Below are 16,808 nucleotides of genomic sequence, written 5' to 3' on the forward strand. Positions count from 1 at the left end.
AGCGATTCACATAGCAATACGGTATCGGGCTGCCCGTGGCTGCGAATGAACATTCACAAGGGCATTTTTTCATCAATTGTCGCCGTCAGGCTTTCGCGTTATGCACATGCTCAGGGACAATCTTTGCGAAGCATGTCATGACTGAGCGGCCCGCTCCTGCCCGCGTTGTGCCGGCGGTCGCCCGCCGCGATTTCATTCGCCTTGCGGGCGCGACAGCCGCGGGATTTTTTGCGCTTGGGGCAACGTCGGATCGCATGCGGGTCGTCGCCTCGATCACCAGCCTGTCGCTCGACGACGAGCTGACCAGACGAAACATGACCGAAAGCCCGACCACGCGCCTCGGTGCGCTGATCGCGGGCCTGAGGCAGCGTGGCTGGGTCGAAGGGGTCAACTACCGTTTCGAGATCCGCTCGAGTTTCGGCGGACCGGACAAGATGAAGTCCGCGGTCGCCGAGCTCATCGACCTCAACCCGGATGTCATCCTCACCGGCTCGACCGTCGAAACCGCAGCCGTCATGGCAGCCACCAAGACCATCCCGATCGTTTTCGCGACATCCAACGACCCCATCGGCAATGGCTTCGTTCAAAGCCTCGCCCGTCCCGGCGGCAACGTCACGGGCTTCACCAGCAGCACCCCCGAGATGGGTGGCAAATGGCTTCAGCTGGTCAGGGAGGCCGTGCCGGATATCCAGCGCGTCGGCGTCCTGTTCAATCCGGCGAGCACGCCTCGCGCCGGGCGCTTCTATCTTGACTCCGTCGAGCAGGAGGCCGCGGCCTCGGGCGTGACCGTGGTCCTCACCCCGATCAGCACGGCAGCCGAAATCGACGGCGCGATCGGCCGCTTCGCCGGGCCGCCGAAGGCGGCGATGATCTCGCTCGTCGACAGCTTTCTGGTAGTGAACCGGCAGGCGATCGTCGCGACGACCGCGAAATATCGCGTGCCGATGATCTATCCGTTCCACTACTTCATGGATGCCGGCGGGCTGATGAGCTACGGGCCGACGCTGGAGGTGCGCTCGGCCGATTACGTCGATCTCATCCTGCGCGGCACCAAGGCCGGCGATCTCCCGGTGCAATCGCCGCGGAAATACGAGCTGTTGATCAACCGTACCGTTGCCAACGCGCTCGGGCTGACCATCCCGTTCACGCTGCTCGCGCGCGCCGACGAGATTCGCGAGTGAACGAGGCGGTCGACCAGGGACATTTGCGGACGCCTCCGGGCCGGCTGTTCCGCAAATATCTCTACTCGATCGCCGCCCTCGCCTTTGCTGCGCTCGCCATCAACACCGGCTTCGACATCTGGTTCTCCTATCGCGAGCAGAAGCAGCTTCTCGCGGCGACCCAGCGCGAGCAGGCCGCAAGCGCGGCCATTCAGATCGGCCAATTCATCGGCCAGATCGAGAACCAAATCAGATGGCTCTCCCGCCTGCCTCCGGAGCTGTCGAACAACGAGGACGAGCGCCTGAACGCCATCCGCCTGCTGCGCCTTTCGCCCGCGATCGCCGAATTGACCGAGCTCGATGCGCAAGGCCGCGAGCAGGTGCGCGTGTCGCGCCGTGTCGCGGACAGGATCGGCAGCAACGCCGACTACTCCTCCTCTGCCGCCTTCCGCGGCGCCAATGAAAGCCGGGCCTATTACGGGCCGGTCTACTTCTTCGGCGACACCGAGCCCTTCATGACGATCGCCACCCGCGGCACCGGCCGCGAGCCCCATGTGGTCGTCGCTGAGGTCAATCTGCGCTTCATCTGGGACCTCGTCGCCGGGATCAGGGTCGGCAACACCGGCAAGGCCTATGTGGTCGATCGCCTTGGCGTGCTGATCGCGCATCCCGATTTGTGGCCGGCGCTCCGCCGCAGCGATCTCTCCGGGCATCCGGATGTGCGCGCCGCGCTCGACGGCGTAGGCCCGCCCTCCGGCGGCCTGATCAAGCAGGATTTCTCCGGGCAACGCGTGCTTTCGACCTATGCGACGGTCCCCTCGCTCGGCTGGCTGGTGTTCGTCGAGCTTCCGCTCAGCGAAGCCTACGCGCCGATCTACGCCTCGATCGGACGGTCGACGTTCCTGCTGATCGTCCTGCTGGCCTTCGCGGCCCTGGTGTCGCTCTGGCTCAGCCGGCGCATGACCGTGCCGATCCAGATGCTGACGCAGGGCGCGCGGCGGATCGAGAGCGGCGATCTCGGATTGCGGCTCGCGATCAGGACGGGTGACGAGCTCGAGGCGCTCGGCGACCAGTTCAACCGGATGGCCGCGCATTTGCGTGAATCCTATGCGACGCTGGAGCGGAAGGTCATCGAACGGACCTCCGAGCTCGAGAAGGCGCGCGATCACGCCCTTGCCGAGCACGATGCGGCCGAGCGCGCGCGCAGCGTAGCGGTTACGGCCAACGAGACCAAATCGCGCTTCCTTGCCGTGGTCAGCCACGAGCTGCGCACGCCGCTCAACGGCGTCATGGGCGTGCTGCAGCTGCTCGACGACGGCCGCCTCGGCGAGGTCCAGCGCCGCCACCTCGCAACCGCCGCCGCCTCGGGCGAAACGCTGATCGCGCTGGTCGATGCCATTCTCGAATATGCCCGCCTCGAGGCCAGCACTGAGGCGCTGGAGACGCGCGACTTCCGTCTCGACCGACTGGTCGAGACCGCAGCCGATCTGATGCGGCCGCAAGCCTTCGGCAAGGGATTGAGCTTCGACCTCGACTGTGATGCGACGCTCAGCACCTCCGTGCACGGCGATCCTGTCAGGCTCAACCGCATCCTGCTCAATTTGATCGGCAACGCCATCAAGTTCACCCCGAACGGCGGCATCTCGCTGAGCGCGACAGCCGAGCGGCACGACGATCATGCCCTGCTTCGCCTCGTCGTTCGTGACACCGGGATCGGCATCGCGCCCGACATGCACGAGCGGATTTTCGAGGATTTTGTGCAGGCCGACGACAGCATCGCGCGGCGGTTCGGCGGCACCGGCCTCGGACTTGCGATCGCCCGCCGTCTCGCCCGGCTGATGCACGGCGAGCTGACGGTGGCGAGCACGCCGGGCGCCGGCAGCGTGTTCACGCTTCTCGTTCCACTCGGCTATGCCGGCAGCGGCGTTGCACAAGGCGCGCCTTCGCCGCCATCGCGGCAGCGCCGCGTGCTGCTGGTCGATGACGACCCCGTCAATTGCGAGGTCGGCGAAGCGATTCTGAACCGGCTCGGCCACCGTTCCAGGATCGCAAGGAATGGTGCGGCCGCGGTCGCGCTCGCCGCCGACCAGTCGTTCGACACCATCCTGATGGATCTGCACATGCCCGACATGGATGGCGTCGAGGCGACCGCGCGCATTCGACAGCTCCCGCTGCAGCCGATGCCGCGGATCATCGTCGTGACCGCCGACGTGTCGCGCAGCACCCGCGAGCGGCTCGCAGGCGCCGGGATCACCAAAATCGTCAGCAAGCCGATCCTGATCAACGCGCTTCGCGAGGCGATCGAAGACGAGCCCGAGCACCGCTCGACCGACGCGCCGCTTGCGGCCGGCGCATTCATCGACCGGCACTTTCTCGACGACCAGAAGGAGCTGCTCGGCGCCTCGCAGATCACGAAGCTTCATGATCTGCTGGACCAGACCGGCGACAGACTGATCGCCGACATCACTGCGGCGGCTGCAGCTGGCGATCACAAGCAGCTGGCGCGCTCCGCGCATCAGCTCGGCAGCGCGGCAAGTGCCCTCGGCCTCGTCCGCCTGTTCGAGCGCTGCCGTGACATCGAGCTGGCCGCGCCGACGATGCCGCTCGCCGAGTGCCAGGATGCAGCGCGCGAGCTGGCCGTGCTTCGCGCGGCGTCGATGAGCGCGCTGGACGATCTGCTCGCGCCCGCCGAGCAGCGGTCGGGTTAGCTAGGACTGGATAGGCGCGCGAGACAGGAGCGCGTCAGCAAGCCGATTGTCGCGTATTTCGATCACGACCCGGCCAAAAGCGGGCTCATTGTGCTCGTCGGTAGTCGCTTCTGGTTTTGACCTAAAGGAGAAGGGAGCTATTGCAACTTGCGGCGGCATTTCATTTCTGCTTACTGCTGCTCTCTAGGTGGAAAGCCGTTGTCCCAATTGAGGTCTACGCCAAATGCTCACCGTTTACGGCCGTAAATCGTCATTCAACTTGCAGAAGGTGATGTGGCTAGTCGGTGAACTCGGCATCGCGCACAAGCATGTCGAACTTGGAGGCTCGTTCGGCGGCCTCGACACTGATGAATTCCTAGCCATGAACCCGCATGGCCGCGTTCCGGTGATTGATGACTCTGGCATCATCGTCTGGGAGTCGCACGCCATCTTAAGGTATCTTGCGGCCAAATACTCTTCCGAAACTTCGTTCTGTAAGGCGAATCCGGCTGAGCGTGCGAACGCAGACCAATGGATGGACTGGTCGCAAACCGCGTTGCAGCCAGCATTCATGGTTGGCGTATTTTGGGGCTGGTACAGGACGCCCGAAGCGCAACGCAATTTGGTTGCGGTCGACAAAGCTCTGGAACAGACCAACCGTTATCTGAAGCACATCGACCATCAGTTGAAAGGCAGGTCTTTCATGCTGGGAGACCACTTATCACTCGCCGATATTCCGATAGGGACCCATCTTTATCGCTACCTCAATCTTGACCTTCCGCGCCCGAACTTGCCGAACGTTGAGCGCTGGTATGAGCGGCTGCAATCGAGATCCGCCTACCGCGAGCATGTGTGCGTGCCATTCGACGAACTCTACGGCCGGCTTGATTTTTGATTTCCACAATTACGAAATTACGGTGACAGTGCATTCAATTCGGCCGGACCGAATAGGGTGCACTGTCACCGTAACACGGCGGATGGAGACACGTGATGATCTTTTGGCAGCTAGTTACTCTTGTTGGCGCGGCTTACCTTGGGACCGGGTTCGTATATGCCCGACTCACGTCATTAGACGCGCAACATTTGCGTGTCCCCCCATCAATTCTGAAATGGCCAATAGAGACCATTTCCAATTCGCAATTTTCTTACTTGCTGATGTTCGCGCTGCTCGTGGTGGTCATCATCTGCAAATACTACACAAGTTACGCCTGAGTCCGGTTTATCAATGTCGCCTCTTGGCCCATCGCTTCCGTTGGCGTGGTGCAGCTTTATGTCGGCTCACAGGGGTAGACCGGAAGTTTGCATCCGTGCGCCAAACCGACGCGAATGACCCGCAGCGGACAATTGACGATTGATGCGCCCGATAGCTTACGGAAGCTGGAGAAAACGAGATGTCGCTCGTTCTATGTCTACTTGCCGTTGCGCTGATCGGCGTTGCCGGATGGGGTTTTCAGTCCGTGATGATGGAACTGGACAAGTGGGATCTGCAAGAGCCAGCGGACTCTATTTCTCGCAGGTTCGAGGTTGATGATTTCGTCTGGAGCTCCCGCGCACCGCGAGCATTGCGCCGTCGGTATGTTGCGACACAGGCGTGCGCTATACCGGCGGCGCTCTGCTTGGCCGCACTGGTGTGGCTGAATGAAGCGCGTCTCGATGTGCGTATCTTGGGGACTGTCGCATTCTGCTCCATGTCACTTCTGGTCGCTGGTTCTCTGACGTGGAAAGTCATTCAGCGGGGTGTAATCGCAAGCCGTCCTTGGGTCGCAGGACCGGGTGATGGCATAAATTGAAGATCGAAGTTGGCTAGTTTGAAAGGTAAGACAGCGCGGCTATGGCCGCAGCAAAAACGAATAGCATTCTCTCAAACCATATCAGGGTAGTGAGATAGCGATCATTGAGCGCGGCATGGTCACCAGCCCAGACAAATAGCATCAACCGACAATTGGATACCCAGTTTTGCCAAGCTTCACTAAAAGTCCCCAGCACTATCCCCCAGCCTGTTGGAGAGCCGAGCTGAATCCAATCGGTTAAGGAAACACGTTTAAGACGGCGCGCCAGAAGCCAGAGGACTAACCAGAACAGCAAAACTGTGAGGAGTATTGGTATTACCAATGGCAATGGGTGCGTTGGCATCGTTTGGTACTCTGGCTAGGACGTGTACTCATAACGCGCAGATGTCCGGTCTTGGAGGCTGAGCGGAAATGTTCGGCTCGGCCAGAGCATTACCGTTCTTGACCCATTGCTGACGTTAGCTACTGCGCCGGCCGCCGTTCCGCGCAAAGAGGATCAGGAGAGGATATGCCAGCGCGAGAATGAAGATGGCGTCGAACAAGTAAACCCCAAATCCTCGACCGAACGACGCTCGGGGCCTGAACGTAAACTCTCGCGCGTCAGAGAACGAAATCGGCAGGTTGAGAACGGTCGAGATGACGTGACCGCCCCAACCATCTTCGCAGGCGAAGCTTTGCCGTCCCTCGTTCAAACCGCACCCGATGGATTTCAGCATAGGATAAGCGACAAGCTCCAAGGGAGCTACAACAACGGCGACTCCCACGATGCATAAGCAAACCATGCTCACACCTCGAAAGACCCTAATCATTACCGACCCTGCCATTCACCAAGAATAGCAATATCGATAGCGAGTTGCGACTATCGTTGGTTGGCTCATCGAACGGGAGCGAGATGCTGGTAAACGGACCCTTGCGGCGGATGAGCTTCCGCTGTTGGCCCATCGCTTCCGTTGGCGTGGTGCAGCTTTATGTCGGATCACAGGGGTAGACCGGAAGTTTGCATCCGTGCGCCAAACCGACGGCAGATTACGGTGCATTCAACTCGGCTTGACCAATTATGTGCAGTCCAGCACTGTCACCGTAATTCCCCTTAGCCTTTTAGCGGTCGGTCGCTCCATCTATCGGCGTATGCTGCATCGGTCCAAAAGAACTCGTGAATGGCAATCACTTCACAGCCTTCCGCCTTGGCGAGCCCCATTGCTTCTACCGTGAAGTGTTGACCTGCGAGCAATATCGGGCCGCGCGGAGTTGGTATTTTTCCTAGCGCATGTGAAACCGCGCGCCCGGTGACAACGCCGTCGGGGAATTTGAGGACGAAGGCGTACTTCGGCACCTTGGGATTTGCAGAGTACTGCTTGGCCAGCTTGGGACCGATGGCCTTCTTTATCGAAGAGACATCGGCCGGAACGTTACAAATGACGGATGGCTTTAGGGTCACGTTACCCTCACCTGCTTATCGCCGACCTCTTAACCCCAGAGAGTTAAAGGCCATTTGAACAGAATACATAAAGCTTGGCGAATAATCGCGCCATGTCCGCTAGTGTGAAGGTTTTCATGGCCTCGTCGGTCATGGGGATGCTCCTGTCTTGAGTGAGGTTGTCGAAACCCCTCGATCTCAAGACAGGACGTCCCGCCGCGCTATCCTCTTGGCTCCGTCGGCAGCCGCGGAGTCCTACCGCGCAAGCGGTTTAGTCCTGTGGCCCTTCTTGGACTCATGCAAATGTCCGCTCCTCCACCGCTGCCAGGAGACAAGCGGACATCGCGGATTTCATGAGCGCCCGCCCCCCTCCTCCTGCCCAAACCGCTCAACCAGAAAATCGATAAACAGCCGCACCTTCACCGACAAATGCCGCGTCGGTGGATAGACCGCATAGAGCGCAAGCGGCGGCGCAAAGTAGTCGTCCAGCAACGTCCGCAGTTCGCCCTTGCGCAAAGCATCCGCGGCAATGAAGTCGGGCAGCAGCGCGAGGCCCCTGCCTTTGATCGCGGCATCGCGCAGCACCTCGGCATTGTTGACGCAGAGCGACCAGGCCGGCTGGATCCAGTGATCGCCGTCGCGGCCGGTGAGCTTCCACTGGTTGCCGGTGAGCAGGAAGCCGTAGGTAAGCGAGGCATGCTCGCGCAGATGCTGCGGATGCTTTGGCGTACCGTGGCGCGCGAGATAATCCGGCGATGCGCAGATCATGCGCGCCACCGGCATGATTTTTCGTGCGATCAAGCTCGAGGATTCCAGCTCCGCAATCCGCAACGTCACGTCAAAACCGTCCTGGACGGGATCGAGCAGATCGTCGCTGAGCACGATCTGGAGCTGAAGCTCCGGATATTGCTTCATGAAGTCCGCGAGAACAGGCCCGAGCCGCATCGTGCCGAACGACATCGGCGCGTTGACACGCAACAGTCCTCGCGGCGCCGACTGGGCCTGCGCCACCGCCTGATCGGCGGCCTCGATCTCCGAGAGGATGACGACGGCGCGCTCGAAATAGCGCTGGCCGCTCTCGGTCGGGCTGGCGTGGCGGGTGGTCCGGTTCAAAAGCTGGACGCCGAGGCTCTCCTCGAGGTCGGCGATGTATTTGCTGATCGCCGAGCGCGACAGCCGCAATTGCCGGCCGGCCTCGGCAAAGCTGCCGCTTTCGACCACTTTGACGAAGGCCCGGAGGCTGGCGACCTTATCCAAGGGCCGGCCCCGGCGATTGTTTCCAAATCGTAGACATAGACGTCATATTTGCATGGATTGTCTCCAATCCAAAGCGGAACGATATTTCGCTCCAGAGCAAGACCGCTCCCCGAATTCTGGAGAACTACAATGTCTGGACTGCACCATGTCACCGCGATTGCCGGCGACCCCATCCGCAATTTCGGCTTTTACACCCGGGATCTCGGCCTGCGCTTCGTCAAGAAGACGGTCAATTTCGACGATCCCGGCACCTATCACTTCTATTATGGCGACGAGACCGGCCGCCCCGGCACCATCCTCACCTTCTTCCCGTGGGCCGGCGCATCGGCCGGGCGTCGCGGCGTCGGCGAGACCCATCAGACCGCCTTCCGCGTGCCGCAGCGCTCGCTCGGCTACTGGACGCAGCGCTTCGTCGAGAAGGGCATCGCCTACGAGGCGCTCGAGAAGCGCTTCGGCGAGTCCGTGCTGCCGTTCACGGACCCTGACGGCATGGCGCTCGCGCTGGTCGGCATTCCCGGCGCCGAGAACGAGCCGGGTTGGAGCAATGGCGACGTGCCCGCCGAGCATGCGATCCGCGGCTTCCACGGCGTGACCTTGCTGCTCGATAGCGCCGCGAAGACGGCCGCCGTCCTCACCGACGTGTTCGGCTTCAAGGAGACCGGGCGCGAAGGCTCGGTGATCCGCTTCAAGGCCTCGGGCGATGCTGAGGGCAGCGTCGTCGACATCTACGAGGCCAAGGGCTTCCTGCGTGGACATCAGGGCGGCGGCTCGGTGCACCACATCGCGTTCCGCGCGGCTGACGATGCCGAGCAGGGCAAGATGGCGCAGAAGCTCGTGACCAATCACGGCCTGCATCCGACCGAGCAGCGAGACCGCAACTACTTCCGCTCGATCTATTTCCGTGAGCCGGGCGGCGTGCTGTTCGAGATCGCGACCGATATCCCCGGCTTCGCCGTCGACGAGCCCGTCGCGACGCTCGGACGCGACCTGAAGCTGCCGGGCTTCCTCGAAGCGCATCGCAAGCAGATCGAGGGCGTGCTGCCGAATTTGGAAGAGACCGCGTCATGACCGACTTCATCCATCGCTACGAGCCCGCCACCAAGGCGGGCTCTCCTCCTCTTCTGCTGCTGCACGGCACCGGCGGTGACGAGAACGATCTGCTCGGCCTCGGCGAGATGATCGCTCCCGGCTCCGCCCTGCTCTCGCCGCGCGGCCGCGTGCTCGAGCACGGCATGCCGCGCTTCTTCCGCCGACTTGCCGAAGGCGTGTTCGACGAGGAGGACGTGCGTCGCCGCGCGCTCGAGCTCGGCGAGTTCGTCGCCGACGCACGGAAGCAATACGGCATTGGCGCGCCAGTTGCGGTCGGCTTCTCCAATGGCGCCAACATCGCAGCCGCACTGTTGCTGCTGAAGCCGGACGTGCTTGCAGGCGCGATCCTGCTGCGCGCCATGGTGCCGCTGTCGGATCCGCCCAAGGCCAACCTTGCAGGCAAGCCCGTTCTGTTGCTGTCCGGCCAAAGTGACCCGATCGTGCCGGCGACCAATTCGGCAAGGCTTGCGGCGCAGTTGTCGGAAGCAGGCGCGCGCGTCGAGCACAAGGTCTTGCCGGCCGGCCATCAGCTGTCGCAGGCCGACGTCACGCTCGCCCGCAGCTGGATCGGCAGCGTCGAGGCGAAGGCGGCATGAAGCGGCCAGCGGCGCATCGTTTTCGGACGGTGCGCTGCCGTCTCACTCGAACCAGCCGCGCCGCTTGAACCAGATCAGCGGCAACACCCCGCTGGCGACGATCACGAGCAGCGACAGCGGATAGCCGAACGTCCAGCTCAGCTCCGGCATGTTCTTGAAGTTCATGCCCCAGACACCGACCAGGATCGTGGGCGGCACGCCGACCACGGAGACAATTGTCAGGACCTTGAAGATCTCGTTCTGCTGGATGTTGATGAAGCCGAGCACGGCATCGAGCAGAAGCTGGATCTTGTCGGACAGTCGCGTCTCGTAATCGCTGAGCGAAGCGACGTCCTTAGAGACCGCCTCGAGGCGCTTCTTCGACGCCGCCGTGATCCACTCGCTCCCGACATTGTCGGCATAGGATGCAATACGCCCGACGCCGAGCAGGACATCGCGCGACTTGGCGAGACGATCGGCCAGCTCGCCGACATTCTCCAGCGCCTCGCGCATCCTACGGCTGGAGCGAACCGGCCGCCTGGTGCGAATGAGACCGCCCTTGAAGACGCCGCGCGAGAGCTGGTCGAGCTTCGCGCCGAGGTGCTCCAGAGCATCGGCGCCGCGGTCGATCATGGCCTCGAGCAGGCTGGTGAACACGCACATGCCGTTCTCGAGGCTGTCGTCGGAGCCGACGCGCTTGCTGATCTGGTCGAAGATCGGCAGCTCTGCAAAGCGCACCGTCACCAGCACATGCGGGCCAATCACGAACCCCACCGGCGTGATCTCGGCCTCGTTGTCCTCGTTGACCCGGACCGCCGGCGAGCTGAGGTAGAGCGTGCCGTGCTCGAGGATCAGCCGGCTCGACGCCTCGATCTCGCTGAGCGATTCCTCGGACGGAATCCGTATCTTGAGCATTCGCTCGACGAATTGCTTTTCGCCTGCGGTCGCGTTCAGGAGATCGGCCCAGATGATCTCCGAGGGCATTTCCGCGCCGATGCCTTGCCAATCGTCGGACGGCCATCTGTGCAGTTTCAGCAATGACCGAACTCCGTTTGTCCTCGCGCCGGCACGCACGGCATGCGGCCATCCTGCGCCGGCTAACGCATGAGGGTTTCAATCGTTCAAGCGGCGGGGATCAAGAGAAGCGGCGCTGCCAAATGAACATGGGCGACGGCTTTCTCCGACGATGCCATCATGCCAGTGTTTTGCCCGACGGGTCAACGTTCACGGCCGACATGCGCAAGCCATCGAGCGGGTCGCGCAAGCCATTGAAAGAACTAGCCCCGGCTACTGTGCATGGGGTTGTTTTAAGGGTTTTGCTTTGGGCAGTTGAAAAAAACCTCTCCCCGACGGGGAGAGGTCGAAATCGAGATGTCGGATTTGACTTGGAGGACTCTACTCCCAGGACCAGGCCGAGAAGTCGTTCTCGAACTGCGGGACTTCCTTCCAGACGCCCTTCAGCTTCTTGTTGATGACCGTGGGCCATTGCGGCTGGAACAGGAAGCCGGCCACCGCGTCGGTCGCCAGCATGCGCTGGGCATCGCCGAGCAGCTTAGCGCGGCCGGCCTCGTCAGGCGTCGACACGATCTGCTTGTAGAGCGCGTTGAACGCCTCGCTGTTGTAGCCGAGGTAGAAGTCGGGCTCGGTCAGCTTGACGAGATCGAACGGCTCGACATGGGAGACGATGGTGAGGTCGTAATTGTGCGGTCCGTTGGGGGCGAACGCCTGCGACAGCCACTGCGCCCATTCGACGTTCTCGATCTTGGCGTTGATGCCGACCTTGGCGAGCTGGGCTGCGAGGATCTCGCCGCCCTGCCGCGCGTAAGGCGGCGGCGGCAGCTTCAGGCTGAGCTCGAGCGGCGTGGTGATGCCGGCCTCGGCCAGCAGCTTCTTCGCCTTCTCGGGGTCGTAGGGATTGACGGCGGTGGTGTCGACATAGCCGAGCGAGCCCGGCGTGTAGAAGCTACCGATCGGCGTGCCGAAACCTTCGACCGCGCCGTCGATCATCGACTTGCGGTCGATGGCGGCGAGGATCGCGCGGCGCACTCGCACGTCGTCGAGCGGCTTCTTCTTCTCGTTGATGGCGACGATGGTCTTGGCCTTGGAGCCGCCGACCAGCACGGTGAAGCGCGGATCGCTCTTGAACTGCGCGACGCCGCGGGTGGTGACGCGCGGGAATGCGTCGACGTCACCGGACAGCAGGGCCGCAATCTGCGCGGCGGGATCGCCGATGAAGCGGATCGTCACCTTGGACAGCTTGATCGCGGAGGCGTTGCGATAGTCGGCCCATTTGTTGAGCGTGAGCGAGGAGCCCTTGACCCAGGCCCCTAACTGGTATGGCCCGGTGCCGACCGGTTGCGTCACATTGGTCGCCGCACTCTTCGGCTCGACGATCGAGCCGCTAGCCTGCCCCAGCAGGAACGGCAGGTTCGGCTCGGGATATTTCAGCGTGAGCACGATCGTGTCGGCGTCCGGCGCATCGACTTTCTCGAAGGCCTGGAACAGGCTCTTGTCCTTGTTGGTGCTGTTCGCGGCCGCGTTGCGCTCGAACGAGAATTTGACGGCAGCGGAATCGAAGGCCTCGCCGTTCTGGAATTTGACGCCCTTGCGCAGCTTGAACGTGTAGGTCTTCAGGTCGGGCGAGGCGGTCCAGCTCTCGGCGAGCAGCGGCGCGACCGAGCCGTCCTCGTTGATCTTGGTCAGGGTCTCGTAGATGTTGTAGAGCGTGACCTCTGCGATCGCGGCCGCAGCGGCGTTGGTGGGATCGAGCCCCGGCGGCTCCAGCGTCATGCCCATGACGACGCTGTCCTTCTTGCTCTGCGCCAGCACCGGCAGCGGCGCCGCGGCCAATGCCGCGGCAAAAGCGACGATCGTTAGCTTCTTCAACATGCCTGACTCCCCAGCCTTCTTCTGTCGTTTGAGGCTACGCCAATCTCGTAGCCGACATTAATCTTCCATGGCCGCCTGCGGCAATGCCATCACGGCCTCCGCCTTGTGGCAGGCGGCGAGATGTCCCTCGCCCACCCTGCGTAGCAAGGGCGGAACCTCGCGGCAATGCTGGTCGGCGAGCGGACAGCGCGGCGCATAGGGGCACCCGGCAGCGGCCGCCGATTGCGAGGCGATTGCCTGGGCGCCGCGCCGGCGCCGGCCCCCGCCGGCACGCGCCCGCGGTATCGCGTCCAGCAGCGCCCGCGTATAGGGATGGGCGCAGCGCTCGAACAGATCCTCCGGCCGCCCCTGCTCGACCACCCGGCCGAGATACATCACCGCGACCTCGTCGCAGAGATAGTCGACCACGGCGAGGTCGTGGCTGATCAGGATGTAGCTCAGGCCGAACTGCTCCTGGAGGTCCTGCATCAGATTCAGCACCTGCGCCTGCACGGAGACATCGAGCGCGGAGACCGGCTCGTCCGCGACGATGAGCTTCGGCTGGGTGATCAGCGCACGCGCGATCGCGATGCGCTGGCGCTGTCCGCCGGAGAACTCGTGCGGGTATTTGTCCATGTCCGCTTCGCGCAAGCCGACCTGCTTCAGCACCGCAGCGACGCGGGCGCGGAACGTGCTGCGGTCGGCGTCATCAAGCACGGTGAGCGGCTCGGCGACGATACGCGCAATCATCTGGCGCGGATCGAGCGAACCGTAGGGATCCTGGAACACCATCTGGATATCGCGCCGTGCGCGGCGCAATTCATCGGGGGAGATGCGGTTGAGGTCGCGACCGAGCAGCGTGACCCGCCCCGCACTCGGCCGCTCCAGCGCCATCACGACGCGCGCAAAAGTGGATTTGCCGGAGCCGGACTCGCCGACGATGCCGAGGCTCTTGCCGGCGGCGACCTGCACGCTCACCCCGTTGAGCGCGCGCACCTCTCCGGGCGATCGGAACAGGCTTTCGCGCGGCAGCGCGTAGCGCTGCTCGAGATCCTTGACGTCGAGAAGCGGTGCTGCGGTCATGCGGACAGCGCCCCGACCTTCGCTGCCATCGAGACGTCGGTACGCACGCAGCGCACGACATGCGCGGGACCGACCTCGACCATTGGCGGCAGCGCCGCGCGGCATTTGTCCTCGACCAGCGGACAGCGCTCGCTGAAGGCACAGCCCGCCGGCAGATCGGCGAGCTCCGGCACCGTGCCCGAGATCGTCGTCAGCCGCGTCCCCTTGCGCGCGCCGAGCTTCGGGCGGGCGCGGAACAGCCCCTGCGTGTAGGGATGCCCCATACGGCGGAACACCTCGTCGGTCGGCCCGCTCTCGACGACCGTGCCGCCATACATCACCATCATGCGCTGCACGTTCTCGGCGATAACGCCGAGATCGTGCGAGATCAGGATCATCGACATGCCGCGCTCCTCGACGAGGTCGGCGATGAGATCGAGGATCTGGCCCTGGATGGTGACGTCGAGTGCGGTGGTGGGCTCGTCAGCTATCAGGAGATCCGGCTCGCAGGCAAGCGCCATCGCAATCGTGACACGCTGGCGCTGGCCGCCGGAGAACTGGTGCGGATAGGCGTCGATGCGCTTGGCCGGATCGGGCAGCCCGACGCGGTCGAGCAAGGCGATCGCCTCTGTGCGCGCCTGCCCAGCGGAATATTTCTTGTGACGCCGTAGCGGCTCGGCGACCTGATGGCCGATTGTGTGCATCGGGTTGAGCGCCGTCATCGGCTCCTGGAAGATCATGCTGATGCGGTTGCCGCGCAGGCCGCAGTAATCCGCATCCGGGAGCCGCGCGAGCTCGCGTCCATCCAGCTTGATGCTGCCGGTGACGACCGCGGTGTCCGGCAAGAGCCCCATCAGCGACAGCGCGGTGACCGACTTGCCGCAGCCGGATTCGCCAACAAGCCCCAGCGTCTCGCCGCGCTTCAGCGCAAAACTGACGCCGCGCACGGCCTGCGCCGGGCCGCGGCTGGTGTTGAGGCGAACGCCGAGGTTTTCGACGGCGATCAGCGGCATGGTTGCGGGATCGGCCACCGTCACCGCTCCCGCGCCAGTCTGGGATCGAACAGATCACGCAGGCCGTCGCCAAGCAGGTTGAGGCCGAGCACGGCGATCGCGATCGCCGCCCCTGGATAGACTGCGAGCATCGGCGACTGGAACAGCATGGTCTGCGCATCGTTCAGCATGCGGCCCCAGGACGGCTGCGGCGGCTGCGTGCCGAGGCCGAGATAGGACAAGGCGGCTTCGGCGAGAATGGCGAGCGCAAACTGAATGGTCGCCTGCACGATCAGGATCGACAGGATGTTCGGCAGCACGTGCTCGATGGTGATGCGGAAGGCGCCCTTCCCCGAGGCGCGCGCCGCCAGCACGTATTCGCGCGCCCAGATCGCATTGGCGGAGCCGCGTGTCAGTCGGATGAGCGTCGGGATCTGGAAGATGCCGATCGCGATGATCGAGGTCAGCATGCCTGGCCCCGCGACCGCGGCGAGCATGATTGCGGAGAGCACGGCCGGAAAGGCGAAGGTGAAATCCGAGAATCGCATGATGATCTCTTCGGTCCAGCCGCGCTTGGCCGATGCGATCAGGCCGAGGCAAACGCCGAAGGTGAGACCGATGCTGACCGCGATGATGCCGACCAGGATGGTCGCGCGCGCGCCGGCAAGCAGCAGCGAGACGATGTCGCGGCCGAAGGTATCGGTGCCGAGCCAGTGCGCGGCCGACGGCGGCCGGAGTTTCGAGGCGATGTCGATCTCGTAAGGCGACCACGGCGTCCACACCAGCGAGAGCAGCGCCGAGGCGACCACCAGCAGGCTGAGCACGCCGCCCAGCACGAAGCTGCGATGCCGCAGCGCTCTGCCCCAGAACGTCTTGGCCGGCAGAGGATGCGGTGCGATCGGCAAGTCGACTGAAGTTGTCAGGGGCGCGCTCACAGGTCGTGAACCTTGATGCGGGGATCGATGAAGGCATAGAGCACATCGACCACGAAATTGACGATGACGACCATGGCGGCGAGCAGCATCACGCAATTGCGCACCACGATCAGGTCGCGGTTGGCGATCGACTGGAAGATCAGCCGGCCCAGACCCGGCAGATAGAACACGTTCTCGATCACGATGGTGCCCGCGAGCAGATTGGCGAATTGCAGGCCCATCACCGTCATCACCGGGATCATGGCGTTGCGCAGCACATGGCCCCACAGCACCTCGCGCCTGCCGAGCCCCTTTGCGCGCGCGGTGCGGACGAAGTCTTCGCGCAGCACCTCGAGCACGGCCGAGCGGGTGACGCGGGCGAGGATCGCCGCCTGCACCACCGCAAGCGAGATCGACGGCAGCAGCAGCGATCTGATGCCGGGCCAGATGCCATCTTCCCAGCCGGCAAAGCCGCCCGCGGAGAGCCATTGCAGCCGCACCGCGAACAGCAGCACCAGAAGAATGGCGAACCAGAAGTTCGGCAGTGCGATGCCGATCTGGGTCAGCGACATCACGCCGACATCGCCGAGCTTATTGTGGTTGGCGGCGGTGTAGATGCCGGCCGAGAGTGCCAGCGTCACCGTGATCAGCATCGACATGATCGCGAGCGGAATGGTCAGCACCAGCCGCTCCGCAATCAGGCTGCCGACCGGCGTGCCGTAGACATAGGAATTGCCGAGATCGCCGACGACGAGGCCCTTGATCCATTGCAGATAACGGATCGCGAGCGGCTGATCGAGCCCGAGCTTGGCGGTGAGCGCGCGCACCGCATCGGCGGATGCGTCGGCGCCCATCAGCATTTGCGCGGCATTGCCCGGCAGCGCATCCAGCACCAGGAAAATGATCACGGATGCGCCGACCAGCGTCGCCAGCAAAGTCAGGACACGTCGGAGGACAAATACGCTCATGCGCGGTCGGTTTCAGGGCTCATCGGCGG

14 protein-coding genes are annotated in these 16,808 nt (G+C 63.3%); 6 read left to right on the forward strand and 8 right to left on the reverse strand.

The annotated features are described in order from the left end of the window. Positions 1–137 precede the first annotated feature (137 nt). The 4 genes from ABIC09_RS02455 to ABIC09_RS02470 all read left to right on the forward strand — a co-directional run bounded on the left by ABIC09_RS02455 (position 138) and on the right by ABIC09_RS02470 (position 5,637). A complete protein-coding gene (locus tag ABIC09_RS02455; RefSeq protein ID WP_148755520.1) occupies positions 138–1,181 on the forward strand; it encodes an ABC transporter substrate-binding protein in 1,044 nt (347 codons plus the stop codon). Next, positions 1,178–3,868 (forward strand): hybrid sensor histidine kinase/response regulator, encoded by a 2,691-nt coding sequence (locus ABIC09_RS02460; protein WP_354108298.1) that lies wholly within the window; start codon positions 1,178–1,180, stop codon positions 3,866–3,868. The genes ABIC09_RS02455 and ABIC09_RS02460 overlap by 4 nt, the downstream gene beginning before the upstream one ends. A gap of 223 nt (positions 3,869–4,091) precedes the next feature. Further along, entirely contained in the window at positions 4,092–4,742 is a 651-nt protein-coding gene (locus ABIC09_RS02465; protein WP_354108299.1) for a glutathione S-transferase family protein, read from the forward strand. A 496-nt stretch (positions 4,743–5,238) separates the two neighbouring features. After that, positions 5,239–5,637 carry a hypothetical protein gene (locus tag ABIC09_RS02470; RefSeq protein ID WP_354108300.1) on the forward strand — a complete coding sequence of 133 codons (399 nt, stop codon included), beginning with the start codon at positions 5,239–5,241 and terminating at the stop codon, positions 5,635–5,637. Positions 5,638–6,727: 1,090 nt separating this feature from the next. Here ABIC09_RS02470 and ABIC09_RS02475 read toward each other — a convergent pair. Further along, positions 6,728–7,075, reverse strand: coding sequence for a hypothetical protein (locus ABIC09_RS02475; RefSeq protein WP_354031993.1), 348 nt, complete (start codon positions 7,073–7,075; stop codon positions 6,728–6,730). A 330-nt stretch (positions 7,076–7,405) separates the two neighbouring features. Beyond that, a complete protein-coding gene (locus ABIC09_RS02480; protein ID WP_354108301.1) occupies positions 7,406–8,311 on the reverse strand; it encodes a LysR family transcriptional regulator in 906 nt (301 codons plus the stop codon). Between the two features lie 129 nt (positions 8,312–8,440). On the opposite strand from ABIC09_RS02480, the gene ABIC09_RS02485 reads away from it, so the two are divergent. Both ABIC09_RS02485 and ABIC09_RS02490 read left to right on the forward strand, forming a co-directional pair. Then, positions 8,441–9,379, forward strand: coding sequence for a ring-cleaving dioxygenase (locus tag ABIC09_RS02485; RefSeq protein WP_148755526.1), 939 nt, complete (start codon positions 8,441–8,443; stop codon positions 9,377–9,379). Next, positions 9,376–9,996 carry an alpha/beta hydrolase gene (locus ABIC09_RS02490; protein ID WP_354108302.1) on the forward strand — a complete coding sequence of 207 codons (621 nt, stop codon included), beginning with the start codon at positions 9,376–9,378 and terminating at the stop codon, positions 9,994–9,996. The genes ABIC09_RS02485 and ABIC09_RS02490 overlap by 4 nt, the downstream gene beginning before the upstream one ends. A 42-nt stretch (positions 9,997–10,038) precedes the next feature. On the opposite strand, the gene ABIC09_RS02495 is transcribed toward ABIC09_RS02490, so the two are convergent. The 6 genes from ABIC09_RS02495 to ABIC09_RS02520 form a co-directional block, all read right to left on the reverse strand. Further along, positions 10,039–11,013: a magnesium transporter CorA family protein gene (locus ABIC09_RS02495; RefSeq protein WP_148755528.1), complete on the reverse strand. Its 975-nt coding sequence runs from the start codon at positions 11,011–11,013 to the stop codon at positions 10,039–10,041. Positions 11,014–11,370: 357 nt separating this feature from the next. Beyond that, on the reverse strand, positions 11,371–12,864 hold the full coding sequence (locus tag ABIC09_RS02500) for an ABC transporter substrate-binding protein (protein WP_148755529.1): 1,494 nt from the start codon (positions 12,862–12,864) through the stop codon (positions 11,371–11,373). Positions 12,865–12,921: 57 nt separating this feature from the next. Then, positions 12,922–13,926 (reverse strand): ABC transporter ATP-binding protein, encoded by a 1,005-nt coding sequence (locus ABIC09_RS02505; RefSeq protein ID WP_354084569.1) that lies wholly within the window; start codon positions 13,924–13,926, stop codon positions 12,922–12,924. Next, the gene (locus ABIC09_RS02510) at positions 13,923–14,918 is read right to left on the reverse strand and encodes an ABC transporter ATP-binding protein (RefSeq protein ID WP_502917638.1); all 996 of its coding nucleotides are present in this window, start codon (positions 14,916–14,918) and stop codon (positions 13,923–13,925) included. Before ABIC09_RS02510 ends, ABIC09_RS02505 begins: the two co-directional genes overlap by 4 nt. Before the next feature lie 20 nt (positions 14,919–14,938). Continuing rightward, positions 14,939–15,832, reverse strand: coding sequence for an ABC transporter permease (locus tag ABIC09_RS02515; RefSeq protein ID WP_354108304.1), 894 nt, complete (start codon positions 15,830–15,832; stop codon positions 14,939–14,941). Beyond that, complete coding sequence (locus ABIC09_RS02520; RefSeq protein WP_354108305.1) at positions 15,829–16,779, reverse strand: ABC transporter permease; 951 nt, start codon at positions 16,777–16,779, stop codon at positions 15,829–15,831. The genes ABIC09_RS02515 and ABIC09_RS02520 overlap by 4 nt, the downstream gene beginning before the upstream one ends. Positions 16,780–16,808 lie beyond the last annotated feature (29 nt).

This window comes from Bradyrhizobium sp. S3.12.5 (assembly GCF_040548225.1).
In the GTDB taxonomy this organism is placed as follows: domain Bacteria; phylum Pseudomonadota; class Alphaproteobacteria; order Rhizobiales; family Xanthobacteraceae; genus Bradyrhizobium; species Bradyrhizobium cytisi.